The 25,877-nt window shown below is 64.1% G+C and carries 27 protein-coding genes and 1 pseudogene; 14 read left to right on the forward strand and 14 right to left on the reverse strand.

All coding sequences use genetic code 11. From position 1 onward, the window contains the following. Positions 1-373: 373 nt before the first annotated feature. From AC0L17_RS20805 to AC0L17_RS20820, 4 genes are all read right to left on the reverse strand, one after another. Positions 374-736 (reverse strand): SPW repeat protein, encoded by a 363-nt coding sequence (locus AC0L17_RS20805; protein WP_473517202.1) that lies wholly within the window; start codon positions 734-736, stop codon positions 374-376. A gap of 138 nt (positions 737-874) precedes the next feature. Further along, positions 875-1,096 carry an alkylphosphonate utilization protein gene (locus tag AC0L17_RS20810; protein WP_473517203.1) on the reverse strand — a complete coding sequence of 74 codons (222 nt, stop codon included), beginning with the start codon at positions 1,094-1,096 and terminating at the stop codon, positions 875-877. Positions 1,097-1,420: 324 nt separating this feature from the next. Next, positions 1,421-1,648: a hypothetical protein gene (locus tag AC0L17_RS20815; protein ID WP_128170714.1), complete on the reverse strand. Its 228-nt coding sequence runs from the start codon at positions 1,646-1,648 to the stop codon at positions 1,421-1,423. Between the two features lie 250 nt (positions 1,649-1,898). Further along, a complete protein-coding gene (locus tag AC0L17_RS20820; protein WP_473517204.1) occupies positions 1,899-2,162 on the reverse strand; it encodes a hypothetical protein in 264 nt (87 codons plus the stop codon). Positions 2,163-2,451: 289 nt separating this feature from the next. Here AC0L17_RS20820 and AC0L17_RS20825 point away from each other — a divergent pair, with 289 nt between their 5' ends. Together AC0L17_RS20825 and AC0L17_RS20830 are read left to right on the forward strand one after the other, a co-directional pair. Further along, on the forward strand, positions 2,452-3,381 hold the full coding sequence (locus AC0L17_RS20825) for a hypothetical protein (protein WP_473517205.1): 930 nt from the start codon (positions 2,452-2,454) through the stop codon (positions 3,379-3,381). A 195-nt stretch (positions 3,382-3,576) separates the two neighbouring features. Then, on the forward strand, positions 3,577-5,586 hold the full coding sequence (locus AC0L17_RS20830; RefSeq protein ID WP_473517206.1) for an AI-2E family transporter: 2,010 nt from the start codon (positions 3,577-3,579) through the stop codon (positions 5,584-5,586). Between the two features lie 261 nt (positions 5,587-5,847). Here AC0L17_RS20830 and AC0L17_RS20835 read toward each other — a convergent pair whose 3' ends face one another. The 7 genes and pseudogenes from AC0L17_RS20835 to AC0L17_RS20865 all read right to left on the reverse strand — a co-directional run bounded on the left by AC0L17_RS20835 (position 5,848) and on the right by AC0L17_RS20865 (position 13,296). Then, complete coding sequence (locus AC0L17_RS20835; protein ID WP_473517207.1) at positions 5,848-6,777, reverse strand: phosphatidate cytidylyltransferase; 930 nt, start codon at positions 6,775-6,777, stop codon at positions 5,848-5,850. Positions 6,778-6,939: 162 nt separating this feature from the next. After that, positions 6,940-7,599 (reverse strand): annotated as a pseudogene (locus tag AC0L17_RS20840) (lysophospholipid acyltransferase family protein); the annotation flags it as partial. An 8-nt stretch (positions 7,600-7,607) separates the two neighbouring features. Next, positions 7,608-8,036: a hypothetical protein gene (locus AC0L17_RS20845; protein WP_473517208.1), complete on the reverse strand. Its 429-nt coding sequence runs from the start codon at positions 8,034-8,036 to the stop codon at positions 7,608-7,610. 265 nt (positions 8,037-8,301) lie between these two features. Next, entirely contained in the window at positions 8,302-9,630 is a 1,329-nt protein-coding gene (locus tag AC0L17_RS20850; protein ID WP_473517209.1) for a phosphatase PAP2/dual specificity phosphatase family protein, read from the reverse strand. A gap of 2 nt (positions 9,631-9,632) precedes the next feature. Beyond that, a complete protein-coding gene (locus AC0L17_RS20855) occupies positions 9,633-11,414 on the reverse strand; it encodes a bifunctional alpha/beta hydrolase/class I SAM-dependent methyltransferase (protein WP_473517210.1) in 1,782 nt (593 codons plus the stop codon). A gap of 30 nt (positions 11,415-11,444) precedes the next feature. Next, on the reverse strand, positions 11,445-12,047 hold the full coding sequence (locus AC0L17_RS20860) for a CDP-alcohol phosphatidyltransferase family protein (RefSeq protein ID WP_473517211.1): 603 nt from the start codon (positions 12,045-12,047) through the stop codon (positions 11,445-11,447). A 130-nt stretch (positions 12,048-12,177) separates the two neighbouring features. Beyond that, entirely contained in the window at positions 12,178-13,296 is a 1,119-nt protein-coding gene (locus AC0L17_RS20865) for a nucleotidyltransferase family protein (protein WP_473517212.1), read from the reverse strand. Positions 13,297-13,565: 269 nt separating this feature from the next. On the opposite strand from AC0L17_RS20865, the gene AC0L17_RS20870 reads away from it, so the two are divergent. The 6 genes from AC0L17_RS20870 to AC0L17_RS20895 are packed head-to-tail and all read left to right on the forward strand — an operon-like array spanning position 13,566 to position 20,056. Continuing rightward, on the forward strand, positions 13,566-14,555 hold the full coding sequence (locus tag AC0L17_RS20870) for a TIM barrel protein (protein ID WP_473517213.1): 990 nt from the start codon (positions 13,566-13,568) through the stop codon (positions 14,553-14,555). Positions 14,556-14,594: 39 nt separating this feature from the next. Continuing rightward, a complete protein-coding gene (locus AC0L17_RS20875; RefSeq protein WP_473517215.1) occupies positions 14,595-15,653 on the forward strand; it encodes a sugar ABC transporter substrate-binding protein in 1,059 nt (352 codons plus the stop codon). 56 nt (positions 15,654-15,709) lie between these two features. Next, positions 15,710-17,263, forward strand: a complete 1,554-nt coding sequence (locus AC0L17_RS20880; protein ID WP_473517216.1) for a sugar ABC transporter ATP-binding protein — start codon at positions 15,710-15,712, stop codon at positions 17,261-17,263. Next, on the forward strand, positions 17,260-18,237 hold the full coding sequence (locus AC0L17_RS20885) for an ABC transporter permease (RefSeq protein WP_023799047.1): 978 nt from the start codon (positions 17,260-17,262) through the stop codon (positions 18,235-18,237). Before AC0L17_RS20880 ends, AC0L17_RS20885 begins: the two co-directional genes overlap by 4 nt. After that, positions 18,234-19,112 carry a MurR/RpiR family transcriptional regulator gene (locus AC0L17_RS20890; RefSeq protein WP_091598869.1) on the forward strand — a complete coding sequence of 293 codons (879 nt, stop codon included), beginning with the start codon at positions 18,234-18,236 and terminating at the stop codon, positions 19,110-19,112. Before AC0L17_RS20885 ends, AC0L17_RS20890 begins: the two co-directional genes overlap by 4 nt. A 53-nt stretch (positions 19,113-19,165) precedes the next feature. Further along, positions 19,166-20,056 (forward strand): ribokinase, encoded by an 891-nt coding sequence (locus tag AC0L17_RS20895; RefSeq protein WP_473517217.1) that lies wholly within the window; start codon positions 19,166-19,168, stop codon positions 20,054-20,056. Between the two features lie 327 nt (positions 20,057-20,383). Here AC0L17_RS20895 and AC0L17_RS20900 read toward each other — a convergent pair whose 3' ends face one another. After that, positions 20,384-20,920, reverse strand: a complete 537-nt coding sequence (locus AC0L17_RS20900) for an Hsp20/alpha crystallin family protein (protein WP_473517218.1) — start codon at positions 20,918-20,920, stop codon at positions 20,384-20,386. A gap of 58 nt (positions 20,921-20,978) precedes the next feature. After that, positions 20,979-21,443 carry an Hsp20 family protein gene (locus AC0L17_RS20905; protein ID WP_473517219.1) on the reverse strand — a complete coding sequence of 155 codons (465 nt, stop codon included), beginning with the start codon at positions 21,441-21,443 and terminating at the stop codon, positions 20,979-20,981. Between the two features lie 231 nt (positions 21,444-21,674). Here AC0L17_RS20905 and AC0L17_RS20910 point away from each other — a divergent pair, with 231 nt between their 5' ends. Next, positions 21,675-21,893, forward strand: coding sequence for a hypothetical protein (locus AC0L17_RS20910; protein ID WP_023799042.1), 219 nt, complete (start codon positions 21,675-21,677; stop codon positions 21,891-21,893). Positions 21,894-22,022: 129 nt separating this feature from the next. Next, the gene (locus AC0L17_RS20915) at positions 22,023-22,271 is read left to right on the forward strand and encodes a DUF982 domain-containing protein (protein ID WP_473517220.1); all 249 of its coding nucleotides are present in this window, start codon (positions 22,023-22,025) and stop codon (positions 22,269-22,271) included. Positions 22,272-22,410: 139 nt separating this feature from the next. Here AC0L17_RS20915 and AC0L17_RS20920 read toward each other — a convergent pair whose 3' ends face one another. Further along, positions 22,411-22,698 (reverse strand): usg protein, encoded by a 288-nt coding sequence (locus AC0L17_RS20920; protein WP_091598882.1) that lies wholly within the window; start codon positions 22,696-22,698, stop codon positions 22,411-22,413. Positions 22,699-23,074: 376 nt separating this feature from the next. Here AC0L17_RS20920 and AC0L17_RS20925 point away from each other — a divergent pair, with 376 nt between their 5' ends. The 4 genes from AC0L17_RS20925 to AC0L17_RS20940 all read left to right on the forward strand — a co-directional run bounded on the left by AC0L17_RS20925 (position 23,075) and on the right by AC0L17_RS20940 (position 25,770). After that, entirely contained in the window at positions 23,075-23,392 is a 318-nt protein-coding gene (locus AC0L17_RS20925; protein WP_023799038.1) for a co-chaperone GroES, read from the forward strand. A gap of 58 nt (positions 23,393-23,450) precedes the next feature. Beyond that, the gene (groL, locus tag AC0L17_RS20930; RefSeq protein WP_419693907.1) at positions 23,451-25,079 is read left to right on the forward strand and encodes a chaperonin GroEL; all 1,629 of its coding nucleotides are present in this window, start codon (positions 23,451-23,453) and stop codon (positions 25,077-25,079) included. Between the two features lie 98 nt (positions 25,080-25,177). After that, positions 25,178-25,393: a hypothetical protein gene (locus tag AC0L17_RS20935; RefSeq protein ID WP_091598888.1), complete on the forward strand. Its 216-nt coding sequence runs from the start codon at positions 25,178-25,180 to the stop codon at positions 25,391-25,393. Positions 25,394-25,455: 62 nt separating this feature from the next. Then, positions 25,456-25,770: a DUF982 domain-containing protein gene (locus tag AC0L17_RS20940; protein WP_473517221.1), complete on the forward strand. Its 315-nt coding sequence runs from the start codon at positions 25,456-25,458 to the stop codon at positions 25,768-25,770. Positions 25,771-25,877: the final 107 nt, after the last annotated feature.

The following is a 25,877-nucleotide window of genomic DNA, read 5'->3' on the forward strand; positions in this document are numbered from 1 at the left end:
CGTGTCCTCAGCGAACGCCGCGCCAGCGCTGCCATCCGCATCCGCGGCGGCGGATTTTGGGCGGCGGGATTTTGGAGCACGAAAAGACAATTTGGCCGGGATACGGCGGGCGGGAGGCGTGCGAATTTGACTGGCGTCCGCTCTGTCTGTTCGCTCTCGCCGCATTTCTGCAACGCCAAGTGATTCCTCCTGGCTGCAAAAATACTCTAGCGGGCCCGATCTCGGGCTTTAGAAGGAGCCCGCCGCTCGCGCGCCGCGCTCCTCCCCTTAAAGCGCCTCGCCTTCGAAAGGAAATCGACGCGCTTTAGGTCTTTGTTTCTGTGCATGTCGCCCGAGAGCATGCTTTTGGGCGACATGCATCAGTCGTCACCGATCACGCATGCGCTGGCGGATGATGACGGGAGTCCCAGACTGCCCAGGCCGATGCCGCAACCACCAGCACGCCGAGGACAACGTGGGTCGCCATTGCGTTGGCGTTTGCCACGAAGCCGAGCAGCCAGGGCGAGGCGATCAGCCAGAGCCCGACGACAAGGTTCACCCACTCTTCCCATTCGGCGAATACTGAAAGCGCGGCGAGCGCCAGGGCGCCGAGCAAGACTGCGGCAATCCAGGCGTTCCAGGCAGCAGCGGTTTCAGCAGCGAAGCCGATAACCCAGGGTGAGATGAACAGGCATGCCGCTAGGATCAGGTTGATCCAATCCTGGGCCTTCTTTCCTTCCATCAGATCGTTTGCCATGACAACCTCCACAGATGAAGCTTGACCAAAGCACTACGTCGCGTGCAACGCACGCTTAGTCATTGATATATCGCACTTTCGCGCGCTTTCAAGGAGTGGCTCCGGGGCGGCCGGTTAGGCAGTGAGTGCCGGGCGCGATCACGCTTTTTTCAGGAACTCGGTCTTCAGCACCAGGCCCTTGACTTGCTTGGTGCTGCACTCGATCTCGCCGGGATTGCCGGTGAGGCGGATGTTCTTGACCAGCGTACCGCGCTTGATCGTCTCTGACGTGCCCTTGACCTTCAAATCCTTGATGAGAGTGACGGAATCGCCCTCGCTCAACTGGGCGCCGTTGCTGTCTCTTACGATCGCGTCTGTCATATCGAGGTCTTTCATCGAAGGGGATAGCGGACTATCCGGCGGATGGCGGCAAGGTCAAGCGTGGTGGCAACTCCGCCATCGCTGGCGCGTGAAGCGGGCAGGGCACCCTTGTTGCTCATGTCAGGTGGCCGCATCGCCCGTCGAAGTCGGCGATGCCTCGTGGTTGAAGCCGATTTCAAGGGAATGTGGAGGATCACAGCCTGGCGCGCCGCCGGCTAAGCCTGTCGATCAAGTGGCCTGTCGAAATGCGGACCCGTCGATCGCGGACACCGCAAGCAGCGTACGGCCGGTTAAAGATTGAGCCCCACAACGGATGGAGGGACTCTAGAAATTGAAATAGATCGCCGGCGGATACAGACTGGATCCGTTGTTGTCGGCTGGCGCCGCCGTCGCATCAGACGACGTGATCCCGCTGGTGGACTTGTTGTCGAGCGGCGGCCGGTTTTTCTCGGCTGAGGACGCTTTGGCATCGGTGGCAACGGCTTTCGTCTTGGCTTCCACGGCTTGCGAAAGTGCGAGCACCGCGAGAAGAGCAGACAGGGCAAGTTTCATGACGAGGTCCCTCCATGGTTAACGCAACGTTAACCGCGGCCGCCGGCCCGAACACGGCCGCTGTGTGGAAGGACGTGGAATTCTCCGGAATTTCTGGAATATTAGCTTGTGGAAAAGTACAATGTGAGCAGTTGCCGGCACGTGTAGGCTTGCAGCCGCATCAGGCCGAAGCCTTGGAGCGGCCGCGACAGAACCCGGACATCCAGTTGCGCTTGGCCGCTCAATGTCGCGGCCAACGCTGGTGTTAAGATCAATCCCTGAAGCCGTTCGAGTCGAGCAGGGCGACCTGCTTGCCGTCGATGAAAAAGCGTATCACGTGCGCGCCGCCGTCGACTTCGATGCGCGTCGGATCAATGACCGGCGCCGCAGGAGCCGCGTTGCCATATGTCGCTGCCGCGCGCGAGCCGGCAGCGGCACGCGACGGTCCATCCGGCCCGAAGGTCAGCAGCAGCAGTGCAGCGGATCCAGCCGCAACCGCGGTGAAAGGGATTTTGGGGGAGGCAATCCAGGACATCGAATTATTCCTTCCTTGTTGAGGCGGCATCTACGCTGGTTTGTGCCGGTGCCGAGAGCTCGGCTTCGCCGTCGTTCAAATGACTGAGGAAGGGTGTTGGTATTCAGGCCTAAATAGCGTGAGTTTCATAACTTGCCCCTGCCCTGCGCGACCTTAGCGCCGCGCGGCGGGGCGAAAAGCGCAGGCGCGTGGAGGGGCGTGGAATTCTCCGGAATTTCTGGAATATTAGCTTGTGGAAAAGTATAGCCTGCGCGTGCTATCCTCGCGGTGGCATAAAGGGGCGGGTAGGGTGGCACAGCATATCGCGCAAAAATTGCGGCTGACTGCGGCCGTGCTGGGAACAGTCACCCGCAAGGACCTTGCGGCGGCGTTCCGGGGCGTCAACCCGAAGACGGCGTTCGATCTCGGCCGCGCCGACAAATGGCTGCAGGGGCGCGCCCAGCCACGCGAGTTCAGCGTCTACGACGACTGGACGAAGCTGCTCAAGCTGGAACAGACCGGCGCCTGGATCGCCGAGAGCGACCTGCAAGGTTTTACCGCGGCGATCTGTGCCCGCCACGGCATCGACAGGGCCGAACTGGAGCGCCGCGCCGGTGCGCATTTCGAGACCGCTGCCGGGCATGAAGAGCGAAGCCCTGGATTGGCCCTTGTCGGAACCTACGCCTGTTATTCGCGCGCCTTGTCGCCCTACTATCGCGGCCAGCTGATCAGGGGCAGCCTGTCGATTGAGGCCGGGCCGGGGGCGCACGGCCTGACCGCCGCCTATCGCGAGGCCTTGCCGACCGGGCAGCTGCTGCTCGGTGGGCCGATGACGTCGGCAAAACGCGGGCTTTATGCGCATCTGAAGGAAGCCAGCGGCGAGGCGCAATTCTTCTTATGCCTGTTTCCGCACTCGCGGCCGGGAAGCGTGCTAGGCGGCTACCTGTGCGGCACCACCATCATCGGCCCGGAGCCGCAGCCGTCGCTGACCCGGATCCTGATGGTCCGCTTGCGCAATCCGGCGCCCCAGGGTTGGGGCGGGTATCTGCCGCCCGACGGGTCGATCGCCGCCGATCTGGCATCGCTTGGCCTGTCCGTCGAGCAGACGGAAGCGGTTGACCGGCAGCTGGCGCAATTCCTCGTCGGAGACAGCGACGGCGGCGCCAGCCAGATCCCACCGGCCGAGTTCCGTGCCATCGTCGACGTGTTCGACCGTCATTGGCTGAGCCATTCCGTCTGAAACCGGGCCGCCTGACACCGGGTCGCCTGACACCGGGTCGCCTGATACCGGGCCGTCTGGCATCGGGCCGTCCGGCACCGGGCTGAGGGGAAGACCCTTGTCGCTGGCGTGGTCGGGCTCGCTGGCACGAAGGTGGGGACGTTGCATGCCGGCTCAATATGCCCGATCATGGTCAGGGCAGGGTGGAGGCATCAAGTGGCGGCCAATCGGCGAAACGGCATGCATCCGTCGGAGCCCGGGCTGGTGGGCGTTGTTTCGGCTGCCATGGCCCTGCCGCGCATGTCGCTGCCCACCGTCGCGACCGTCGTGGCGGCGGTTGCGGCCCTGTATTTCGGGCGCGAGGTTTTCCTGCCGATCGCAATCGCTCTGCTGCTGACCTTTGCGCTTGCACCCTTGGTTTCGGCACTCAAACGGGTCGGCATTCCCCGTCTTCCTGCGGTCATCGCCAGTGTGCTGGGCGCATTCACCGTCCTTGCGCTGTTCTCCTTCATTGTCGCCACGCAGGTCAGCGAACTGGCGCAGAACATCCCGCTTTACCAGTCGAATATCCTGACCAAAGTCCGATCCCTGAAGGAGACAGGCGTCGGCGGCGGCGTCATCGCCAGGCTGAGCGAGGCGATCGAACGCGTTGGCCAGGAACTCGACAGGCAGGAAACCTCACCGCCCGCCGCGGATCAGCCACGGCGCGAGCCGGTGCCTGTCGAGATCATCGCACGCGAAAGGCCGCTTCAGGTTCTGCAGAACCTGATCGGCCCGCTGATCAGCCCGCTGGCATCGGCCGGCCTGATCGTCGTCGTCGTCATATTCATGCTGCTCGAGCGCGAGGACCTACGCGATCGTTTCATACGCCTCGTCGGCTACGGCGATCTTCATCGGACCACCGAGGCGCTCCAGGAAGCGGGCAAGCGGGTCGGCCGATATCTGCTCATGCAATTGGTCGTGAATATCGTCTATGCCATACCGGTTACAGCAGGGCTTTGGATTCTCGGCATACCCAATGCACTGCTGTGGGGATTGCTGGCGCTGGCGCTGCGCTTTGTTCCCTATATCGGCCCGATCATTGGTGCGCTGCTGCCGCTGTTCCTGGCGCTTGCCGTGGCGCCCGGCTGGTCGCTCGTGCTGTGGACCGCCGGGCTGTTCGTGGCCATGGAAATGATCACCGGCAACGTCGTCGAACCGTGGCTCTACGGTTCACGAACGGGGCTGTCACCATTGGCCATCATCGTCGCGGCGATCTTCTGGACCTGGCTCTGGGGCCCGCTGGGCCTGGTCCTGTCGACGCCGCTCACGGTCTGCCTCGTTGTGCTCGGCAGGCACGTGCCGCAGTTCGAATTCCTCGACGTTCTGTTCGGCAACGAACCGGTGCTTGAACCCCACGCCCGGCTCTACCAACGGCTGCTGGCCGGCGATCCAGAGGAAGCCACGGATCACGCCGAGGAGATGCTGGAGGAAAAATACCTGTTCGAATTCTATGACAAGGTCGCCATTGCCGCGCTGCTGCTCGGCGAGCAGGATCGTGTGCGCGGCGTCATGGGCGATGAGCAAAGACGGCGGGTGGCGGCCAGCGCGCTGATGCTGGTGGCGAACCTCGACGACATCGCACGGGAGGAAGCAGAGGAGGACGATGATCCGGCCACAGTCGAGCCTGCCGCGGCGGACAAATACAAGGACAAGGACGGGGACAAGCAGGCTCAAGCGGAGGGCGAGGACGACACTGAGCTGCCGGACGGCACGGACATCACGGTGCTGTGTGCCGGCGGCCGCGGCGAACTCGACGATGCCGCCGCCGCGATGCTGGCGCAGGTGCTCGAAGTCCAGGGGGCAACGGTCTCGAAGGCGAGCTTTGCCGATGTGGATCCGACTGGCATTCGCCGGCTCGAGCTCGACGCGGTCGACACCGTTGTGGTCGGATTCCTGAACCGTGACTCCGTCAAGCACGCCCGTTTCCTTGTTCGTCGGCTGAAACGTGCCAGATCGGCGCTGCGGGTAGGCATCGTGTTCTGGTCGAAGGACGGCGACGACAAGGAGGCAGCCGTCGAATTGGCCAATGACATCAATGCCGATTTTGTGGCGTTTGGCATGGTCGAAGCCGTTCTGGGCGCATTGTCGAGCGATCCGCCGGTGGCGCTGAAGGTCGCTGCCAAGCGCCGCATGCGCCGCCGGCCGCGCCCGGCCAGGAAGGCGCCGCTTGCCGCTGCAAAGTGAGAGACTGTTTGGAAACTCTACTCCGGCGGCCATCTGATGGCGTTTTCTGCGCTTCCGGTGCTCACGGACCAGCGCATGATCCTTTCCGGAAACCTGCGGTTTCCGGAAAGGATCATGCGCCAACCAAAGTGTTAGAGCGTCCTTTGCGCGTCCAATGGACGCGCGGCGCTCTAATGTCCGCTGCGCTCCGGTTCTCGAAACCACCACCATATGACTCGCCGGATCGACTTTCGAAACAGCCTCTGAGGTCGTAGCTCGCGCTCACGTCCAGAAATAACGCACCGTGTGAAAGAAAACCGGGGCGGCGAAGACCAGGCTGTCGGCGCGGTCCATCATGCCGCCATGGCCCTCGATCAGATGGCCCCAGTCCTTTACCCCCTGGTCGCGCTTGATGGCGGAGGCGACCAGCCCGCCGAGGAAGCCCATCAGGCAGGCGATGAAGGCGACACCCGCCGCCTGCAGCGGCGAAAACGGCGTCAGGAACGACAGCAGCGCGCCAAGCAGGCTCGACGTCGCCAGCCCGCCGACCAGCCCTTCCCAGGTCTTCGACGGCGAAACCTTCGGCGACATCAGGTGCCTGCCGAACAGCTTGCCGAAGATGTATTGCAGCACGTCGCTGCCTTGCACGGTGATGATCAGGAAAGCGACCAGCAACAAGTTGCGGCCTTCGAAGCCGGGCACGTCGAGCGTCAGCAGCGCCGGCACGTGGCTGACGCAGTAGACCGAGATCATGACCGCCCATTGCTGCGCCGAGATGCGCTCGAGAAAGCGCTCGGTGTCGCCGTGCAGCGCGGTGATCGCCGGCATCAGCAGGAAACAGTAGACCGGGATGAAGATGGTGAACAGCCCGTACCAGGCAGTCCACACCAGCCAGTACTGGAACGGGATGATGATGCCGAACATGCCGAGCAGCACCCAATGGTCGCTGCGGCGGCTGTGCGTCAGCGTCACGAATTCGCGCAACGCGGCAAACGAGATCAGCGCGAACAGGATGGTCATGCCGGCGCGGCCAAAGAAGAAGGCAACGGTGATCGCCACCACCATCACCCACCAGGCGTTGATGCGCTGGTTGAGATTGACCAGCGTCGAGGACAGCGGCTTCGGCGCGCGCCACGACAGGATGCCGGCGACCAGGCTTGCCGTGGTCAGCACCGCAGTTAGGCCGACAACCATGATAAGGGTCTCGTGCATTGGCATGTTGTTCTAGTCGTCTCTTGGAGCATCGTGACTTGCAGCATCGTGCCGGATACCGGATCCGCCACGATCTCCAGCTCTTTGGGCTCTACGCTGTTTGGGCGCGACGCTGTTTTGGTCGCATGATGTTTTTCGGAAAACCGGATTCCACTTTTCCGCATCATGCGTTGGCGGGCGGGGGTTCAGCGCCAGCAGTGTTTGGCGGGCGCGCTCGAGAAAGGCGCGGCGTTCCTCGCCGGGCGCAATGGCGATCGGCGCGCCGAAGACCACCCGGCAGAGCAGCGGCACCGGCACGAACTGGCCCTTGGGCAGCACCCGCGACATGTTCTCGATCCAGCACGGGATGAGTTCGACGTCGGGCCGCGCCATCGACAGATTGTAGAGGCCGGAGCGGAACGGCAGCAGCGGCTGGTCGGTCATGTTGCGCGTGCCCTCGGGGAAGATGATCAGCGAATGACCCTCGTCGAGCACCGACAGCATGATCGAGATCGGATTCTGCGCCTCATCGGTCCACTGCCGGTGGATGAGTACCGAGGACAGCATGTCCTGCGCGATGAACCGGCGCAGCCGCGATTTTCCCCAATAGTCGGCGGCAGCGACGGCATGGGTGCGGGCGCGCTGCTTCTCGCTGAGGCAGGCCGACAGCAGGATGAAATCGCCGTGGCTGGCATGATTGGCGAAGTAGATGCGCTGCCGGTTCGACGGCTGGCTGCCGTTCCAGATCGGCCGCACGCCGGTCACCGCCCAGGCCAGCGCCGACAGGCCGACCGAGGTCACGGTCTGCAGCAGGGTGAAGCTCCTTGTGCCGAGCTTGCTCATCGTCGGGCTCAGAAAGACAAGGCGACGAGCGACGCCGCGACGAACAGGCCGATCGCGATACGCTGCTTCATCAGCAGGCGCTGCGTGCCCGCGATGCGGCGGTCGAGCGAGCGGATGCCGGCTGCTGCCGGTTTTACGCGCATGCGCGCCAGCACGTCGTCTACCGAGGCACCACCGGCGGCCTCGCTGATGTGGCTCGCCATCAGCCAGAACAGCAGTGCGTCGAAGGCAAGCAGGGCCGAGACGGCGAGAGTGACCACGCCGCTCGCTGCCGCGACCAGCCACGCCGCTGCCGCCAGCGTGGTCGCCTGCGGCTGCGCCGCCACGGCAATGACCGGCGCGGCAGCCAACGCGGCCAGCACAAAAAACAGCGGCCACACCGCCTGCGTCATCAGCCCGGCGGCGAACGCTTCGGCCTTGTCTCGATGGGCACTCATGCCGGAACAATCGCTTCAGGTTTGGTGCCGCCCTTTTCCAAATGCTTGCGCCGCCCCTCATCGCCCTGCCGGGCACTTCTCCCCGTATAGTGACGGGGAGAAGGGGCTGGCCGCGATGTCGGCGCCATTTCTAAAATGCTGGTGATTGGCGAAACCGCTGATAACGGCACCCCTCTCCCCGTCACTATACGGGGAGAGGATGCCAGCAGGCAGGTGAGGGGCAGCGCCGACTTTGGCAAGTGGCTTCGTCTATTGCTCGAACTGTTCATGTCGGCTGGTCCACGTGAAGATGCACCGGCCGGCCCGCGGTGGCGAGCTTGGTTCGCGCTTGCGCCAGCGTGTCGGCGCGGCCGGTGGCAACCAGCCAGGCGGCGACGGCGCCGGCGCTGCGCTGGAAGCCGAGCGCACAGCAGACCAGCACAGTGCCGTGGCTGCGCGCGTCCTCGATCGCCGCCACCGCTTGCGCCTGCGCCTCGGGCGAGGGCGGCAAAAGATCGACCATGGCGACAGCCGTCCAGCGGCAGGCGACGCCGCGCGGCCGCTCCAACTCGCCGGCAAGGTCGATCACCGTGCCGAATGCGCCAGCCTCGGCGACGGTGGGAAAGCGGCCGAGGAAGACACCGTCGGCAATGGCGACATGCGGCGGCAGCTTGTGCGTCCATATCCATGCATTGATCCTGGCGCCAAGCCGGTGGGGCAGCAGCAAGACACGGCTGGCCAGCGAGACGCTGCCGTCGGCCGTTTTCTGGAACACTTTGGCGCCGGCTCCGGCATAGGCGAAGGCAACGATTGCCAGCGCCAGCGCCGGCCATAGCAGGATCAGCCACAGCGCCGAAACGAAGGCGCCGGCAGCGGCGCCGGCCAGCGCCAGCGCTGCGACGAGCGCGTAGAACAGCGCCAGCCGCCGCGCGCCGGCGTCAGCGGTCAGCCGGAAGCCGGCGAACGGCAATTCGCCGTGGCGCGGAAACAGCCACAAGGCGAAGAAGCCGAGCAAAGCGCCGGTCGGGATATCGATGACATGGTGCTGCCACGTCGTCAGCACCGAGGCGCCGATCAGCAGACACCAGGCATGCCAGACGACGCCGGCCATGCCTTTCAGCCGATAGCGCCAATGATCCCAGATGATGACCAGCAGCGCGATGTGCAGCGACGGCGCCTGGTTGAACGGCTTGTCGAAGCCGCCGAGCACCGCGAACATGAAGCCTGGCAGGCCTGATGTCTGCGGCCGCACGAAGATCGCCGTCAGCGGGAACAGGATGAAACAGGCGACGGCGACGATCTGCGCCGTCAGATAGCGGAAGGCAAGCCGATCGACGCCGCGCTTGGTATCGTTGAGCAGCAGCGACAGGCCGTAGAACAGGTTGATCGACCAGTAGGGCACGATCGTCCAGGCGATGAACGGGATGTCGCGCTCCCAGGTGAAGACGATGCTGCCGACATCGTCGCGCTGCGACGCCAGCCAGTTGGCGAAGCCGTAGCTCGCATAGAAGAACGGCGCCAGGAATGCGAGCCACAGCGCCGCGCGCAGCACGATTGCGGCGTACGGCTCGCGCCCAGTGGCGGAAGGGGCAGGGCCAAGGACAGGCAAGACCATGCTCAGACGCGCCGCGCGACCGATACGGTGAAGATGCCCCACTGGTCGATGCGCTGGTCGAGCTTCTCGAAGCCGGCCGCCGCCACCAGCTGGTCCATCTCGCCTTGCGTGCGCCGGCGCATCACCCAGGCCTGGCCGCCGCGATGCGAGGTCAGGCTGCGCGCGATCATTTCGAGCTGCGGATGCCAGGGCTGGTTGGTGTAGACAAGCAGGCCGCCGGGCTGCATCGCCCTGGCCAGCCCGCCGAGCGAGCGGGCGACCATGGCGTTGTCGGCAAACAATTCGTAAAGCCCGGAGACGATGGCCAGGTCCGGCGCCGGCTCGAGCCCGGCAAGCATCTCGGCGTCGAAGGCGTCGGCCTGGTGGAACGAGACATTGGTCGGCAGGTGCCGCTCGGCGATCAGCTTGCAGCCGAGCGAAACGTTGAGCTCGGAAAAATCCTGCAACCGCACGCTGGCCGGCGGCTCGGCGCATTTGGCGACGGCATCGAGCACGTAGCGGCCGTGGCCGGCAGCGATATCGACGATATGGACCGTGCGGCCGGCGGCCTTCAGGGTCCGGGTGGCGCTGCCGATCAGCTCTTCGAGATGCAGCTTGCGCTGGCGGATGCCGCGCCAGCCGATGGCGTCGAGAAAGGTGCGGTCGATCATGCGGCCGAGCGGACCGGCGCCCCGCGCCTGGTTCTCGTAGACATAGTCGAGGGTCGAGCCGGAATCGAAGCCGGTGGCGATCCCGGTCTTCATGCCTGACGACAGCCAGGCGCCGATACGGATCGAGGCGCGGCTCATTGCCCAGTAGAGGCCTTTCGGTGACAGCAAAGCGAGCGGCGAGGCCAGTCGGTCGGCCTCGTCGCGTGTGTAGCCGGCGCGGTCGGCCGCGGTCAGGTCGACGGACTTCTGTGACGTCGAGAACTGGCTTTCGAGGAACGGCTTGATCAGGTCGAGTGCCTTGCGGCGGTCGCGTTCGCCCAGCGTGTCGTGGAAGAAACCCGGCAGCACATGCCGCTGCTTGGCCGGGCTGGCGAGATTGACGAAGAATTCGTGCTGCGGTCCATGCCGCACAACCCAGTCGCTGCCGGAGATCAGCAATTGCGTCGGCACGGTGATGGCGCGGGCATCAGAGACGATGCGGGCGGCGTGGTCGTAGAGCTCGACCAGGATGTTGGAAGCGATCGGCCGCGTGATCAGCGGGTCGGCCTCGAAGGAGGCGATGCGCTCGGGGTCATGCGTCAGGAACTTGGCCTTGACGTAGGAATTGACGAAGAAGCGGCCCTTGATCTTCTGCCACAGCGCAATGCCTTGCTTGGCGAAAGGCATGTAGAGCTTGACCGAGAAGGCCGGCGAGGCCAGTACCAAGGCGCGAATCTGCGGTGCATAATCATGCACCCAGGCGGCCGCGAGCACCGCGCCGAATGATTGCGCGATCAGCGCGATGTCGCGCTGGGAAAAACCGTCTCTGCCGATCTCACGCACCAAACAATCGATGTCGCGCACAAGTGCTGCAAAAGACGGCGCATAGCCGCGCTCGCCGGCCGAGCGGCCATTGCCGCGCGCGTCCCAGGCGTAGAAGGCATGGCCGGGCATATCGAGTTCGTCGACCAGATGCGCCATGCGGCCGCCATGCTCGTGGCCGCGGTGGAACAGCACAATCGCGCTCCTGGCGGGTTGCCCGACCGCCGGCCAGTAGCGGTAGAAGATCTCGGTGCCGTCATGGCTGCGGAAGCTGCGCTCCTGCGCCACCCGCTGCTCAACTGCGGAAGCAGCAATCGTCGGTTCGTGAAGCATGTTTTTCCCCAGGCGGATGCGACCGGAATTTCAGTCGCCGCTCCCGTTAAGGCCGCTGCGTATCCGGTTGATGGCGGTCACCAGCGACAGTGTAGCCATTGCCGGAAACACGAACGGCGTGATCGCGTCCACCCATAGGCCGCAGGCGACGAGGACGGCGACGATGCCGAGCGCCAGCGCCCGATCGCTCTTGCCGAACGGCCCGGCATAATTGCGCCCGGTGCCTGCCGCGATGCCGAGCACGCCGGCGAACTCCACAAGCATTGCTGTGACGGCAAAGGCGACGACCCCCCAGGCAGGGAACAGAGCGGCAAAGGCCAGGATCAGCGCCAGGTCGGAGACGGCGTCGCAGAGTTCGTTGAGATACATGCCGAGTTTTGAGGCCTGGCCATGTTCGCGCGCAAGCATGCCGTCGATGGCGTTGAGCGCCATGCGCGCAAACAGCACCACCGGCATCAGCAGCAAGACCGCGCGATGGCCGGCAAGGGCTGCGACCACAACGCCGGTGGCAACCGACAGGGCGGCAGCCAGCAGCGTGATCTGGTTGGCGGTGACGCCGGCCGCGGCCAGCCGGTCGGCGAGCGGCCGCAGCCTGGCCTGGAAGGCCGGTTTCAGCGCATAAAGCGTCGGCATGTGCGAACCCCCCGGCCGCGGTGCAACTGCGGCGAGGATGATCAATTGGCGCGCAAGACGCAAGGGCGGCCAGCGGTTGTACAGGGTTACGATCAGCAGCGCCCGCCCGGAACCTTACCATGCGCAGGCCCTACGGCTTCGGTGCGGCCGCCGCGTCTTCAAGGTGGAATTCGCTAGGATCTCTTTCCAGCTTTCGAATAGCGCGGGCCAGCGCCGGCAGGACGGTTTCGCGCGTGCCGTGGTCAATCTGGGACAGTGTCTGGCGTATGGCTTCCTTCCAGGCCGCACCGCGGCCATATGCCTCCATGAAAGCATCGGCCAGATCTTCCGACTGCCGTTGTTCGATCACGGCTTCCATGATGGTTGCAGCCTGCATCTTGTCCTTGCGGCTCTTGGCGGTGCCGTCGTTGTCCGTCCGGCGGCGGCTGGCGATGATGAGCTTATGGATCGCGTACCGTTCGGGCGATGGCACGTTCACCGGCACGCCGGCGCCGTGCAGGAGAACGGCCCGGATCGGTTCGTATATCAGGAAATCGAGAAAGCGCAGGGGCTGCGCCGACGCGCCACCAAGCGCGGGTATGGTTGTAGGATGACCCTCGTAGTCGGCCGAACCGGTGTTCGGAGTCAGGAATTCGACCCTGTATCCGGAGCGAGACGAGTATTGCGTCGTGAAGCGGCCATCAGCCTGGTGCGGAATCTCTCGGAATGTCGGGTCGACTTGCCTCAGCGTATCGAGCACGGGTGGCATTTTGTCATCGACGGCCGTCGAGATCGAATGAAACTGCGCAAAATCGGCATCGCCGGTGACCATTGACGTGCTAGGTAGGCGAACGCCAAGGACGGCTGGATAGCATTGGTAAGCGACGGTACCGACCAGGACGCCACGAAGTCTGAAGAAGCCAGCTTCGGCGAGTGCCTGGACAATGTCGCCGGTCTTCCTTTCCGGCCGTGGCAGGTAGGCTTCGCGAACGAGTGTCGAAACCAGTTTTCGCCGCTCTTTGATGTCGGCTTTCAGGTCTTTGAAGTTTTCGACCCTCCTGGTGATTTCAGGATCGTCGACGGGGCCGACATATCTGCGTGTTTTGCCGCCGTCAGGGCTAGGTAGGTCGAGATACCAGTAGCGGCGGCCTTTCACCTCGGCTGTAACAAAGCGGCCGCCGATGTTGAATTCCGTCGAAAACGCGGCGTCCAGCGACCGCTGCGCCAACTCGGAATAGAGCGTCTGGTATGTGTGGGGTATTTGCTGCATGGGGGTTGTTACCGTTTTCGCGAAAAGGGTAATAACACAACTTCGCTGCCACGGCCATCATTGAGTTGTTACCGTTTTTGCGAAAACGGTAACAACTGCGCTTAAAGCATCATGAACGCGGATCAAATCGTGCGTCAGCAGTTCGTCTCTTCGTGGCCGCCTGCTCCTCTCTATGTACGCCGTACCGTCGCCCAGTCTTGAATCAAACGGCACATCTGACTTTACAAATAAACTATAGTATGTGAAGTTATGTCCAAGAAAGGTCATCCATGACAGCCAATCGTTTCGCCACACGCCTGAATTCCTTTGCCTCGCGGCCGCAGGCCGAATGGCCGGAGCTTGTCGGCAAGCCGTCCATGCTGCAGATGGCAGCGCGTGCGGCGAAAGTTGCGGGGCTGACCGACCTTGACCTCAACTTTCCCGATCATGTCGATGAAAAACCTGTGGAAATGGCGCGAAAACTCGGCGACATCGGGCTTTCCATCAATGGTTTTGCCATGCGCTACTACTCCAATCCGGCCTTCAAGCTCGGCGCCTTCACCAATCCGGATCCGGCAGTTCGCCGCGAAGCCATCGACCTGACCAAGGCCGGCATCGACGCCGCGCGTGAGGCCGGCGCCAATCTGATGACGCTGTGGCTCGGCCAGGATGGCTTCGACTATGCCTTCCAGGCCGATTACGCGACGCTATGGCAACACGAAATTGATGGTATTCGTGAAGTGGCAGCGCATGATCCCGACTGCCTGATCAGCCTGGAGTACAAGCCCAACGAGCCGCGTTCCTACAGCCTGATGCCCGACGCGGCGACGACCTTGCTGGCGATCCGCGAGATCGGCCTGCCCAATCTCGGCGTGACGCTCGATTTCGCCCATGTGCTCTATGCCGACGAGCAGCCGGCCTTTGCCGCAGCACTTGTGGCGCGCCACAGCAAGCTCTTGGGCGTGCATCTCAACGACGGCTACGCCAAGCGCGACGACGGCCTGATGGTCGGCGCAGTGCACACGCTGCAGACGATCGAGCTGCTCCGCCAGATCCGCCGCGACGGCTACGCCGGCGCCATCTACTTCGACACCTTCCCCGACATGACCGGGCTCGATCCGGTCCACGAATGCGAAGTCAACATCGCCACCGTCAAGCGCATGCTGCGCGTCGTCGAGCGGCTGGAGAAGGACAATCGCCTGTCCACCGCCATCGACCGCCAGGACGCGGTCGCGTCGCAAGCCATCATCCAGGAAGCCATGCTCGGGCCGGAGAACTGAGGCTCGGCCTCAAAATCGTTCAACAAGGGAGGAAAGACCATGAAATTTCTGCTTGCCACCGCCACCGCTGCGTTGATGGCGCTGTCCATCGGCTCCGCCTATTCCACCGACCTCGCGCCGCTCAATTCCGACACCGAAAAGGACCGCATCGACTGGTCGCAGCTCGAGGCCAAGTTCGGCGCGTTGCCCAAGCTGCCCGACGGCACCAGGGCGGGCGCCGTCTCCAAGACGCTGACCAACGAATACTGGCGCTCGCTGGGTGAAGGCTACAAGTCGTTGGGCGATCGCGTCGGCGTTCCGGTCGTCTACCAGGCGGCGCAGAGCGAGGGCGACCAGCTCGGCCAGCTGACAATCGCCGAAGGCCTGGTCACGCAAGGCTACAACGTGCTGCTCGTCTCACCGCAGACCGACTCCAACCTGCAGCCGATCATGGAACAGGCCAAGGCCGCCAACGTGCCGGTGGTCAATGTCAACGACGCGGTCATCCCGCAGGCCGAGCACTATGTCGGCAATGTCCAGCGCGACAATGGCGTGCGCGTCGCCAAATGGTTCATCAAGAACCGGCCGGATGGCGGCAAGGTCGCCATCGTCGAAGGCCAGGCCGGCGTCTATGCCGCCGTCCAGCGCACGGATGGCTTCAAGACCACGATCACCGAGACCGGCAAGTTCGAGGTCGTCGCCAGCGTGCCCGGCAACTGGGATCGCCAGACCTCCTACGACGCTGCCAGCAACATCCTGCAGCAGCACCCCGACCTGATCGGCTTCTATGCCAACAATGACGGCATGGCACTGGGCATCGTCGAGGCGGTCAAGGCCGCCGGCCTGCAGGACAAGGTCGCCGTCTTCGGCACCGACGGCATCTCCGACGCCTATGCCTCGATCCGCGCCGGCGAGTTGACCGGCACTGTCGACAGCTTCCCGGTGCTGACCGGCGAGGTGGCGCTGGAATCGGCGCTGCGGCTGGTGGCCGGGCAGAAGCTGCCGCGCGTTGTCGCCACGCCGCAGGCGCTGATCACCAAGGACAATGCCGACCGCTATTCCGGCGCCGGCGACGCCGTGCGCAAGGCGCTGCTCGAGGACGCGGCGGCGGGCAATTAACGGCAGGACTGCGGGTGCCGGCCGGGCTGGCGCCCTTTGCCTGGAGAATAGAACCAATGTCTGTCGCGCGGCTGCAATTCGAGGGCATTTCCAAGGTGTTTCCGGCGGTGCGGGCGCTGAGCGATGTGTCCTTTTCGGTCGGCGCCGGCGAAATCCATGGCCTGCTCGGTGAGAACGGCGCCGGCAAATCGACGCTGCTGCGCATCCTGTCGGGGGTCTACAGGCCGACCGCCGGAAGCGTGCTGATCGACGGCAGACGGGTAACGCTGAACAACCCGGTCGCGGCGCGCGCCGCGGGCGTTGCCATGATCCATCAGGAATTGCAGCAGGTGCCGCATCTCAGCGTCGCCCAGAACATGTTCCTCGGTCATCCGCTGACGCGCGGCGGCATCTTCGTCGCCCGCCGCGAGCAGGAGCGCCGCGCTGCGGAAGCCCTTGCCGCCCTCGATCCGACCATCGATCCGGCAGTCCCGCTCGGCAGCCTGAAGGTCGCGCAGCGGCAGATCGTCGAGATCGCCCGGGCGCTGCTCGATCGGGCACGCATCGTGGCGATGGACGAGCCGACATCGAGCCTGACGCCGAGCGAGTTCGAGCGGCTGGCCGAAGTCATTGCCGGGCTGGCGCGCGACGGCGTCGCGGTCGTCTATGTCTCGCACAAGCTGGACGAGGTGTTCGGCATCTGCCAGCGCGCCACAATCATGCGCGACGGCGTCGTGGTCGGATCCGTCGATCTGGCGCAAATGTCGGAAAAAACCGTCGTTTCGATGATGGTCGGCCGCGAGCTCGCCCAGGAACAGCACCGTTCGCACACCTCCAGCGAGGTCAGGCTGAGCGTGCGTGGCCTCGCCTCGGCGACAAAAGTCCGTAACGTCTCGTTCGACCTGCACCGCGGCGAGGTGCTGGGCATTGCCGGCCTGGTCGGCTCGGGCCGTACCGAACTGCTGCGGCTGCTGGCTGGCGCCGACCGCGCCTCGTCGGGCAGGGTCGAGATCGACGGCAAGGCGATAAAACTTTCCAGTCCGCGCGACGCCATCGCCGCCGGCATCGGCCTGGTGCCGGAGGAGCGCAAGCGCGAAGGCATCGTGCCGTTGCGGTCGATCTCCAGCAATATGGCGCTGGCCTCGATGGGCGTGTTCGCACCGCGCGGCGTCATCGATCACACCAGGCTGGAACGGGTCGCGGCCGAGAAGATGAAGCGGGTCAATTTGCGCCCGTTCCTGCTCGACCGGCCGATCCGGCTGTTCAGCGGCGGCAACCAGCAGAAGGCGATCATCGGCCGCTGGCTGGCGGCGGGAACGCGCATCCTTTTGTTTGACGAGCCGACGCGCGGCATAGATGTCGGCGCCAAGGCGGAGATCTACCATTTGATCGAGGAGTTCGCCGCCGAAGGCCATTCGGTCGTCGTCGTGTCGTCGGAGCTTCCCGAGGTGATCCGGCTCGCCGACCGCGTGCTGGTCATGCGCGATGGCATGGTCGCCGCCGAGCTCGATCGGGCTGATCTCAGCGAACAGGCGATCGCGGCGCACGCCATACCCCAATCGGAGACGCAAGGCCGGCAAGGCGCAAGGCCATCGGGCCGGCAAGGCATAACGGACAGGACCAGCGTATGACTGATGTAACCGAACACACAGCAGCGCGCCCACGGGCCGAATTCCTGCACCGGTTTTCGCTGCGCGACGCCGGCACGCTGATCGGCCTGGTGGTGATCCTCGCCGTCTTCGGCGCGCTGGTCCCGGGCTTCTTTGCCGAGCGCAATTTGATCAACATCCTGCAGCAGTCGAGCATCAACGCCTGCCTGGCGTTGGGCATGACGCTGGTGATCATCTCGGGCGGCATCGATCTGTCGGTCGGGCCGACGGCAGCCCTTTCGGCCGTCATCTCGGCCTCGATGCTGGTTGCCGGCGTGCCGTTCCCGCTGGCCATCGCCGCCGGCTTCGCCATCGGCCTCGTCTGTGGCCTGCTCAATGGCGTGCTGGTCGCCTATGTCGGGCTGCAGCCTTTCATCGTCACACTGGGAACGCTCAGCACCTACCGGGCGCTGGCGCTGATCTACACCGGCGGCAATCCGGTGCTCGGCCTGCCAGCCGGCTTCCGCGCCATCTTCAACGGCTCGCTGTTCGGGCTGCCATTGGCGGTCATCATCGTGGCCGTGGTCGCGCTGATCGCCTGGATCATCCTCAAGAAGACGCCTTTCGGCGAATATCTGCTCGCCGTCGGCGGCAATGAGGAGGCGGCCTACATAGCCGGCGTGCCGATCGCTCGCACCAAGATTGCCGCCTACATGATCTCGGGCCTGCTGGCGGCCCTTGCCGCGCAGATCCTGATCGGACGGCTGGGTGCCGCCGAACCCATTCTCGGCAATCTCTGGGAGCTCGATGCCATTGCCGCGGCGGCCATCGGCGGCGCCTCGCTGATGGGCGGCAAGGGTAGCGTCGTCGGCACCATCCTGGGCGCCGTCATCCTCGGCACCATGCGCAACGGCCTGACGCTGATGAATGTCCAGTCCTTCTATCAGCTCTTGGCAACTGGCCTTATAATCCTCGCCGCGATGCTCATCGATCGCGTGACGAGAGGACGTGGATGACCTTGACCAGCCTGGATCTGAAAGCAGTAGGACCGCGGATCCGCATGATGATGCCGCATTTGACACCGCTCGAGGCGAAAGTGGTGGAAACCGTGTTCGGACGGCGCGGCTTCGACGAGACCATTCCGCTCAAGCAGATCGCCGAAGAAGCCGGCGTGTCGGAGGCGATGGTGGTGAAGATCGCCAAGAAACTGGGCTTTTCCGGCTATCGCGACTTCCGCACCGCGGTTTATGAATACAGCCGCCTGCCGACCGCCGAAATGCACCAGGAACTGTCGGTCGACGACAGTTCGGCCGAGATCGTCCAAAAAGTGTTCCGCACCTCGATCCAGGCGCTGGAGGAGACGCTGGCGATCCTCGACATGGACGATTTCGATCGCGCCGCCGATCTTTTGTACCGCGCCAGGAACCGCGATTTCTATGGCGTCGGCGGTTCGGCGCAGATCGCGCGCGACGTCTCGCACAAATTCCTGCGCATCGGCATCCGCGCATCCGTCTACGACGATTCGCACATGATGCTGATGTCGGCCTCGCTGCTCGGCGCCGACGACATCGCGGTCGGCTTCTCGCATTCCGGCAACACCAGCGCCGTCATCGATGCCATCCATCTCGCCCGCAAGAGCGGTGCGCGGACGCTGGCGATCACCAATTACGACAACTCGCCGCTGGCCGCCGTCGCCGACATCGTGCTGTGCTCGACCGCGCAGGGCTCGCCATTGATGGGCGAGAACGCGGCGGCGCGCATCGCCCAGCTCAACATTCTCGACGCGCTGTTCGTCGCGGTGGCACAGCGCGACTACCAGGCGGCGGAGCGCAATCTCGGCCGCACGATGTCGGCGGTGACGTCGAAACGCCGGGACAAGGGCGGTTCATGAAAGATTGGGGCGGTTCATGAAAGATTGGGGCGGCTCATGAAAGATCGGGGCACATGACGGCTCCGCTGGTCACCGTGTTCGGCAGCCTGCATTACGACATCATGGTCGAAGCGCCTGACCGCCCGCGCAAGGGCGAAACCGTAACCGGCCATGCCTGGCAGCCGAAATGCGGCGGCAAGGGCGGCAACCAGGCGGTCTCGGCGGCGCGGGCCGGCGTGCGCTCGGCAATGATCGGCGCCGTCGGCGATGACGATTTCGGCTGCGCGCTTGTCGGCAATCTCGCGCGCCGCGGCGTCGACAGCCGCTTCGTGCGGGTCGCACCTGGCGCCGGCTCGGGCATGAGCGTGGCGATCTTCGACGCCGGCGGCGATTATGGCGCGGTGATCGTCTCGGGCAGCAATCTCACCTTGGGCGAGAACGACATCGTGGCCGCGACCGAGATGGTTGCGCAAACGGCGGTGCTGCTGCTGCAGAACGAGGTGCCGGAAGCCGCCAACATTGCCGCAGCGCGGGCGGTGAAGGCGCATGGCGGCCGCGTCGTGCTCAACGCCGCCCCCGCGCGAAAACTGTCCGGCGAATTGATCGCACTCACCGATATCGTCATCGTCAACGCCATCGAGGCGGAATTTTTGGCCGGCGTTGCGGTCGTCGATACGCTCGAGGGTGCTGCCGAGGCGGCACGCGTGCTGATCGATTTCTACCCGGCGGCGATCGTCACGGCCGGCGGGGAGGGCGTTGCCTATTGCGGCCGCGACGGCCAGGCGTTCGAGCGGGCCGCCCTTCCGGTGAAGGTGGTCAGTACCCATGGCGCCGGCGACGAGTTCGTCGGCGCGTTCGCGGCAGGCCTTGCCCGCGGGCATCGGGTCGAGGCCGCACTTGCTGCCGCCAACGCCGCCGCGGCCTTGCTGGTCGCCACGCCGGAACGGCAGCGCGAGGCGATCTGAGACGGGTGGCTGCCTCTGCCTGCGATCGTGACACGAAGCGGATGGCGAGGACTTTTCACAGGCCGATAAAGCCGACAATTGATACGAAAGCCCGCCACCCCCATGGGATGACAAGGGGATGACGGGCTCCGTAGCCTGTGCGCCAGGAACGCCACGGTAGCGACGCTGCTACTCAATGCTCCGTAGATACTCACTATGCGGCCTTCGCGCCGTCAGGCGCATCGGCCGAACAAATGAAGCCCGCGCCTTTGGCGGAGGGCGCGGGCCGATCGGGATGCAGCCCGATCTGCAGCCGGGCGCGGCTGGCGCGTCCGGCTGCCGATGTCGTCAGTGCTTGCTCTTGCCAGGGCTGGCGGCACTGCCACTGATGGTGATGCGCTTGGCCTTGGTCTGCGCGCGCTCCGTCTTGGGCAGCGTCACGGTGAGCACGCCGTTATGGAAGGCGGCGTTCACCTTGTCCTCCTCGACCTCGTAGCCGAGCGGGATGCGGCGCTCGAAGCGGCCGTAGAACCGCTCGGAGAACTGCCTGTCCTTGTCTTCGGTCTCGGAGCGCTTCTCGCCACGCAGCGTCAGCACGCCGTCATCGAGCATCACCTCGACGTCCTTTTCGTCCATGCCGGGAATTTCCGCGGTCACGCGGATCTCCTTCTCGCCGTCGGCGATTTCGACGCTCGGCCAGCTGCCGCGCGCCGACGAAAATCCGCTGAGCATCGGCATGCGCGTTTCGAAGCCGCGGAAGGCGTCGTCGATCAGGCGGTTCATCTCGCGATGCAACGCCATGAACGGGTCGCGGTCCTCGTCACGATAGAAGCTGGGAACCGGACTGTTCTCCCGGCCCCAGGGTATGAGATCACGAATAGCCATTGCTGTTCTCCTTTCTCGACTGGTTGTGTCAAAGGCGAACGCCAGAGATCGCCTTCGCTCAGGCGGCCTGCTTCGGCTTCTCGACCTGTCCGGCCTTGCGCGCGCCGTCTTGCTTGGCGATCGTGATGCGACGCGGCTTCATCTCTTCGGGCACTTGGCGCACGAGGTCGATCGTCAGCAGGCCGTTATTGAGCGAGGCGCCGGTGACCGTCATGTGATCGGCAAGCTCGAAGCGCCGTGTGAACGGTCGCACCGGAAGGCCACGATGGAGATATTCCACCTCGTCCTGTTCCTTGCGCTCGCCCGAGACGATGAGAAGGTTCGGCTCGTGGCTGATGTCGAGATCGTTCTCGGAAAAGCCGGCGACGGCGATCCTCACCCGATAGGTGTTCTCGTCGCTTCGCTCGATGTCATAGGGCGGCCAGGTTTCGACTGCCTGAGGCGCGTTTTCCAGCAGGTTGAAGATGCGGTCGAAACCGATGCTCGACCGATAGAGCGGGGAAAAGTCGAATGCGGTTCTCATAGCTACATCCTCCGTGGAGCAACATAGTACGAGGGGCGCCAAAGAGCTTGGCGCTCCCTGGGTTCTGCCGGTCCCATTCGGCAACCGGCAATTTTCATTTGGTTATTGTCAGGCCGAAATCAAGACCCAGATTCTGTCCCGCTGCCAGAATTTTTGTTGCCGGATTGTACTGGTAATGCCGGTTTCAACCGACGTTTGAGGGTCGCGCCGGCACGCCGCATGGAGGACATCATGACCATGACACGCGACGACATCATTTCGGTGCTGGGCCCGGTCGACGACGCCGTCATCGCCGACATCGCCTCGACCGGCGCGACGATCGAAGAGTTGCGCGAGGCCTTTGCCTGGGTCGGCGCCGATGAGGCGCTGGTCAACGAGGGCCGCCCGCTGCCGTCGGCAAGGGTGGCGACGCTGATCGGGCTTCTCGAACCGCCGGACGACGACATATAGCGCCGGGTTTCGGCAAGCAGACTGGGAGACGGGGGAGGTCTTGAAGCGTGCAGCCATACGAACCATCTCGTCAGTCGGGCGCCGATCGGGCTGCCTTCCTGTTATTCTCAAAAAGAAAAGGAGGAAGTGATGAACGACGTCCCATTTTCCGAGCCGATCACGCTGAAGCTCCAATCCGTCGGAGAGCGCAAGGTCGCCAGCAGCTGGGAAGCCATCGAATGCATGCAGCAATGGCCGGACCGGGCGCGCGGCCGCAACTGGCGCGCAGCCTATCGCGCCTGCCGCGACGCGCTCGACGGCTGGCGCACCGCCCGCGAAGCGCGCACCGCCTTCGTCAAGGCGGCGCGCACCGCCGGACTGCTGGTCACGGGACGTTAATCCACCTGAACATCAATCCACCTGAACGCCAATGATCCTGAAGCCGGGCGAACCTCAAGCCGGGGAACCTGAAGCCGGGGCGGACGCGCTGTGCTGCAGAGGCGGCGCCTTTCATGAGAAGCGCCGCCTTTTTTCTATTTCACTGCAGCGTAATGACGCCGTCCACCGCCCGCCATTCGGAGGGCTGAATCAGACGGTGATGGGCGACGCGCACAGAATGCAGCGGACCCTCGATCTCACGTTCCCAAAATTCGAGGAAATGCTTCAGCGTCGGGAAATCCGGGGCGATGTCGTATTGCTGCCAGATGAAGAGCTGCAGCAGGTCCCGATAGTCGGGAAGACGATAATGGATCTCTGCCGTCGTCAGGCCAAAACCCTGCATCTGGAGCCGGAATTCGTTGCTGACCTGGAACTCATTGCCGACCATGGCCGTCTCCTTTCCGAACGATCGGGCGTCCATCCTCCGCATGCAAAAACGCCTCCGCTTCCCCATCGGTTCCGGCCGCTGGCAGACGGTGCCGGGATCGACGACGATGTCGGAAGGTTGCGCCCCGATTTCAAGCCGCATCCGTCGTTTCAAATCCTGGAATAGCGCCATTATTACAGTGCGTTATTACAGTGCGTTGGCACTCGACAACGGCGAGTGCCAAAATTTTTTCGGCGTCCTCTTGAAAGGCTGGATAGGCAGACTAATTCGATAGGCGCGTGATGCCTGAGCAGGGGTCGCGCACCGTCGCACCGACCCACTGGTCGGCTGCGAAGGGAGGTCCAAGAAAATCTGTTTGTCCCATGAGGAGAACGACATGGCGTTCCGTCCATTGCATGACCGTATCCTGGTCCGCCGCATCGAGGTCGACGAGAAGACCGCGGGCGGCATCATCATTCCTGACACAGCCAAGGAGAAGCCGCAGGAAGGCGAGGTCATCGCCGCCGGTCCCGGCGCGCGCGACGATAGCGGACAGTTGCAGCCGCTCGACGTCAAGGTCGGCGACCGCATCCTGTTCGGCAAATGGTCGGGCACCGAGATCAAGCTCAACGGCGAGGACCTGCTCATCATGAAGGAAAGCGATGTGCTGGGCGTGATTGAAATGACCGACCAGATAAAAAAGAAGGCCGCCTGAGCGGGGCCTGAACAAGCAATCAGTCAACGAAAAGCTGCCTATTTGAAGGAGTTATCCAATGGCTGCCAAGGATGTGAAATTCCATACCGAAGCCCGCGAGAAGATGTTGCGCGGTGTCAACATCCTCGCGGACGCGGTGAAGGTGACGCTCGGTCCCAAGGGCCGCAATGTCATCCTCGACAAGTCGTTCGGCGCCCCGCGCATCACCAAGGACGGCGTTACCGTCGCCAAGGAAATCGAGCTTGAGGACAAGTTCGAGAACATGGGTGCGCAGATGGTGCGTGAGGTCGCCTCGAAGACCAGCGACGTCGCCGGCGACGGCACGACGACCGCGACCGTTCTGGCGCAGTCGATCGTCCAGGAAGGCGCCAAGGCGGTTGCCGCTGGCATGAACCCGATGGACCTGAAGCGCGGCATCGACAAGGCAGTCGACGCCATCGTCGCCGAACTCAAGGCCAATGCCCGCAAGGTGACAAGGAACGACGAGATCGCCCAGGTCGGCGCCATCTCGGCCAATGGCGATGCCGAGATCGGCCGCTTCCTCGCCGAAGCGATGGAAAAGGTCGGCAATGAGGGCGTCATCACGGTCGAGGAGGCCAAGACCGCCGAGACCGAGCTCGAAGTGGTCGAGGGCATGCAATTCGATCGCGGCTATCTCTCGCCTTATTTCATCACCAACCAGGACAAGATGCGCGTCGAGCTCGAAGAGCCCTATGTGCTGATCCACGAGAAGAAGCTGTCCAACCTGCAGGCCATGCTGCCGGTGCTCGAAGCCGCAGTGCAATCGAGCAAGCCGCTGCTGATCATCGCCGAGGATGTCGAAGGCGAGGCGCTGGCGACCTTGGTCGTCAACAAGCTGCGCGGTGGACTGAAGGTTGCCGCCGTCAAGGCGCCGGGTTTTGGTGACCGCCGCAAGGCGATGCTGGAAGACATCGCCATACTGACCGGCGGCACGGCAATCAGCGAGGATCTCGGCATCAAGCTCGAAAACGTCACGCTGGAGATGCTCGGCCGCGCCAAGAAGGTGCTGATCGAGAAGGAGAACACCACGATCGTCGACGGTGCCGGCCGCAAGGACGAGATCCAGGCACGCATCAGCCAGATCAAGGCGCAGATCGAGGAGACCACCTCCGACTATGACCGCGAGAAGCTGCAGGAGCGGCTGGCCAAGCTCGCCGGCGGCGTCGCCGTCATCCGCGTCGGCGGCTCGACCGAGGTCGAGGTCAAGGAGCGCAAGGACCGCGTCGACGACGCCATGCACGCCACCCGCGCTGCGGTCGAGGAAGGCATACTGCCCGGCGGCGGCGTGGCGCTGCTCAGGGCAGCGAAGGCGCTCGACAATGTCGCCGTCGACAATCCCGACCAGAAGACCGGCGTCGAGATCGTGCGTCGGGCCATCGAGCAGCCGGTGCGCCAGATCGCCGAGAATGCCGGTGCGGAAGGTTCGATCATCGTCGGCAAGCTGCGCGAGAAGACCGAATTCGGCTATGGCTGGAACGCCCAGACCAACGAGTTCGGCGATCTCTACGCGCAGGGCGTGATCGACCCGGCCAAGGTGGTGCGCGCCGCTCTCCAGGACGCCGCGTCGGTCGCCGGCCTGCTGGTGACCACCGAGGCGATGGTGGCCGAGAAGCCGAAGAAGGAAGCTGCCGCACCGGCAATGCCCGGCGGTGGCATGGACTACTAAGGTCAGGCCTCCAAAGCGAGACTTCTGAACGGCAGATGGACCGTGTCCGCCAAAGCGGGCACGGTCTTGCCGGTCCGGACCAATGCGGAGCAGGTGCCATGGATGTGATGGACAGTTTTGGAAAGATCGCGGCGCCGACCCGCCCGAAGAACGATTTCAACTATGAAACCGATTGCAGGGCGGCGCTGGCGCCCTTGGTCGACGGCTTGCTGGACATGGCCGAGCAGGCCGGCTGGGATCGCCGCAAGGCGGCCTATACGCTGATGTTCCTGTCGGCCCAACGCGTCGGGGCCGGCCAGGAGGAGCGTAAATGATGGTCGCGCGGGCGCGCATGCCTGCGCCTGTTGGAGACAGTTGAACCGGAAGGGAGAGTGTCATGGACCGTTCTTCTTTTGAAAAGCCGGTCACCATTCTTACCGGCCTCGGCACGCCGACCAGGATAGAAAGCGCGGCTGAGGCCTATGCGCTGCTTGCCGACTGGCCGCGGGCGAGCCGGACGGCCGCGCATGACATCGCCGCCAAAGCCTGCCGGGCGGCGATGGACGGAGAGATCGACGCCGAGACGGCGCGGGCGACCTTCGTGGCGTTCGCCCGCCGCAACGATCTTCTCGCGCCGCTGACGAGCGCTACGGTTGCGGGTGGGCCGCTCGCCGATTGGGCGCGTTCGCAGCGTGTCAACGCTCCGGCGTGAACGCGGCTTTCCTTCTCCCCTTGCGGGAGAAGGTGGATTGGCGCGAAGCGCCAAGCCGGATGAGGGGTGCTGGAAGGAATGAGGCGGCGGCGATTTCAAGAAAATTG

The sequence above is a fragment of the Mesorhizobium sp. WSM4829 genome, from assembly GCF_055811475.1.

Bases quoted from the DNA above. Each gene is read 5' to 3' on its own strand.
- AC0L17_RS20915 (WP_473517220.1), top strand. From the start codon at position 22,023: ATGAACGACGTCCCATTTTCCGAGCCGATCACGCTGAAGCTCCAATCC.
- AC0L17_RS20920 (WP_091598882.1), bottom strand. From the start codon at position 22,698: ATGGTCGGCAATGAGTTCCAGGTCAGCAACGAATTCCGGCTCCAGATG.
- AC0L17_RS20905 (WP_473517219.1), bottom strand. From the start codon at position 21,443: ATGAGAACCGCATTCGACTTTTCCCCGCTCTATCGGTCGAGCATCGGT.
- AC0L17_RS20815 (WP_128170714.1), bottom strand. From the start codon at position 1,648: ATGAAACTTGCCCTGTCTGCTCTTCTCGCGGTGCTCGCACTTTCGCAA.
- AC0L17_RS20910 (WP_023799042.1), top strand. From the start codon at position 21,675: ATGACCATGACACGCGACGACATCATTTCGGTGCTGGGCCCGGTCGAC.
- AC0L17_RS20820 (WP_473517204.1), bottom strand. From the start codon at position 2,162: ATGTCCTGGATTGCCTCCCCCAAAATCCCTTTCACCGCGGTTGCGGCT.
- AC0L17_RS20885 (WP_023799047.1), top strand. From the start codon at position 17,260: ATGACTGATGTAACCGAACACACAGCAGCGCGCCCACGGGCCGAATTC.
- AC0L17_RS20870 (WP_473517213.1), top strand. From the start codon at position 13,566: ATGACAGCCAATCGTTTCGCCACACGCCTGAATTCCTTTGCCTCGCGG.
- AC0L17_RS20940 (WP_473517221.1), top strand. From the start codon at position 25,456: ATGGACCGTTCTTCTTTTGAAAAGCCGGTCACCATTCTTACCGGCCTC.
- AC0L17_RS20810 (WP_473517203.1), bottom strand. From the start codon at position 1,096: ATGACAGACGCGATCGTAAGAGACAGCAACGGCGCCCAGTTGAGCGAG.
- AC0L17_RS20925 (WP_023799038.1), top strand. From the start codon at position 23,075: ATGGCGTTCCGTCCATTGCATGACCGTATCCTGGTCCGCCGCATCGAG.
- AC0L17_RS20845 (WP_473517208.1), bottom strand. From the start codon at position 8,036: ATGAGTGCCCATCGAGACAAGGCCGAAGCGTTCGCCGCCGGGCTGATG.
- AC0L17_RS20935 (WP_091598888.1), top strand. From the start codon at position 25,178: ATGGATGTGATGGACAGTTTTGGAAAGATCGCGGCGCCGACCCGCCCG.
- AC0L17_RS20855 (WP_473517210.1), bottom strand. From the start codon at position 11,414: ATGCTTCACGAACCGACGATTGCTGCTTCCGCAGTTGAGCAGCGGGTG.
- AC0L17_RS20850 (WP_473517209.1), bottom strand. From the start codon at position 9,630: ATGGTCTTGCCTGTCCTTGGCCCTGCCCCTTCCGCCACTGGGCGCGAG.
- AC0L17_RS20835 (WP_473517207.1), bottom strand. From the start codon at position 6,777: ATGCACGAGACCCTTATCATGGTTGTCGGCCTAACTGCGGTGCTGACC.
- AC0L17_RS20880 (WP_473517216.1), top strand. From the start codon at position 15,710: ATGTCTGTCGCGCGGCTGCAATTCGAGGGCATTTCCAAGGTGTTTCCG.
- AC0L17_RS20890 (WP_091598869.1), top strand. From the start codon at position 18,234: ATGACCTTGACCAGCCTGGATCTGAAAGCAGTAGGACCGCGGATCCGC.
- AC0L17_RS20900 (WP_473517218.1), bottom strand. From the start codon at position 20,920: ATGGCTATTCGTGATCTCATACCCTGGGGCCGGGAGAACAGTCCGGTT.
- AC0L17_RS20865 (WP_473517212.1), bottom strand. From the start codon at position 13,296: ATGCAGCAAATACCCCACACATACCAGACGCTCTATTCCGAGTTGGCG.
- groL (WP_419693907.1), top strand. From the start codon at position 23,451: ATGGCTGCCAAGGATGTGAAATTCCATACCGAAGCCCGCGAGAAGATG.
- AC0L17_RS20805 (WP_473517202.1), bottom strand. From the start codon at position 736: ATGGCAAACGATCTGATGGAAGGAAAGAAGGCCCAGGATTGGATCAAC.
- AC0L17_RS20875 (WP_473517215.1), top strand. From the start codon at position 14,595: ATGAAATTTCTGCTTGCCACCGCCACCGCTGCGTTGATGGCGCTGTCC.
- AC0L17_RS20895 (WP_473517217.1), top strand. From the start codon at position 19,166: ATGACGGCTCCGCTGGTCACCGTGTTCGGCAGCCTGCATTACGACATC.
- AC0L17_RS20860 (WP_473517211.1), bottom strand. From the start codon at position 12,047: ATGCCGACGCTTTATGCGCTGAAACCGGCCTTCCAGGCCAGGCTGCGG.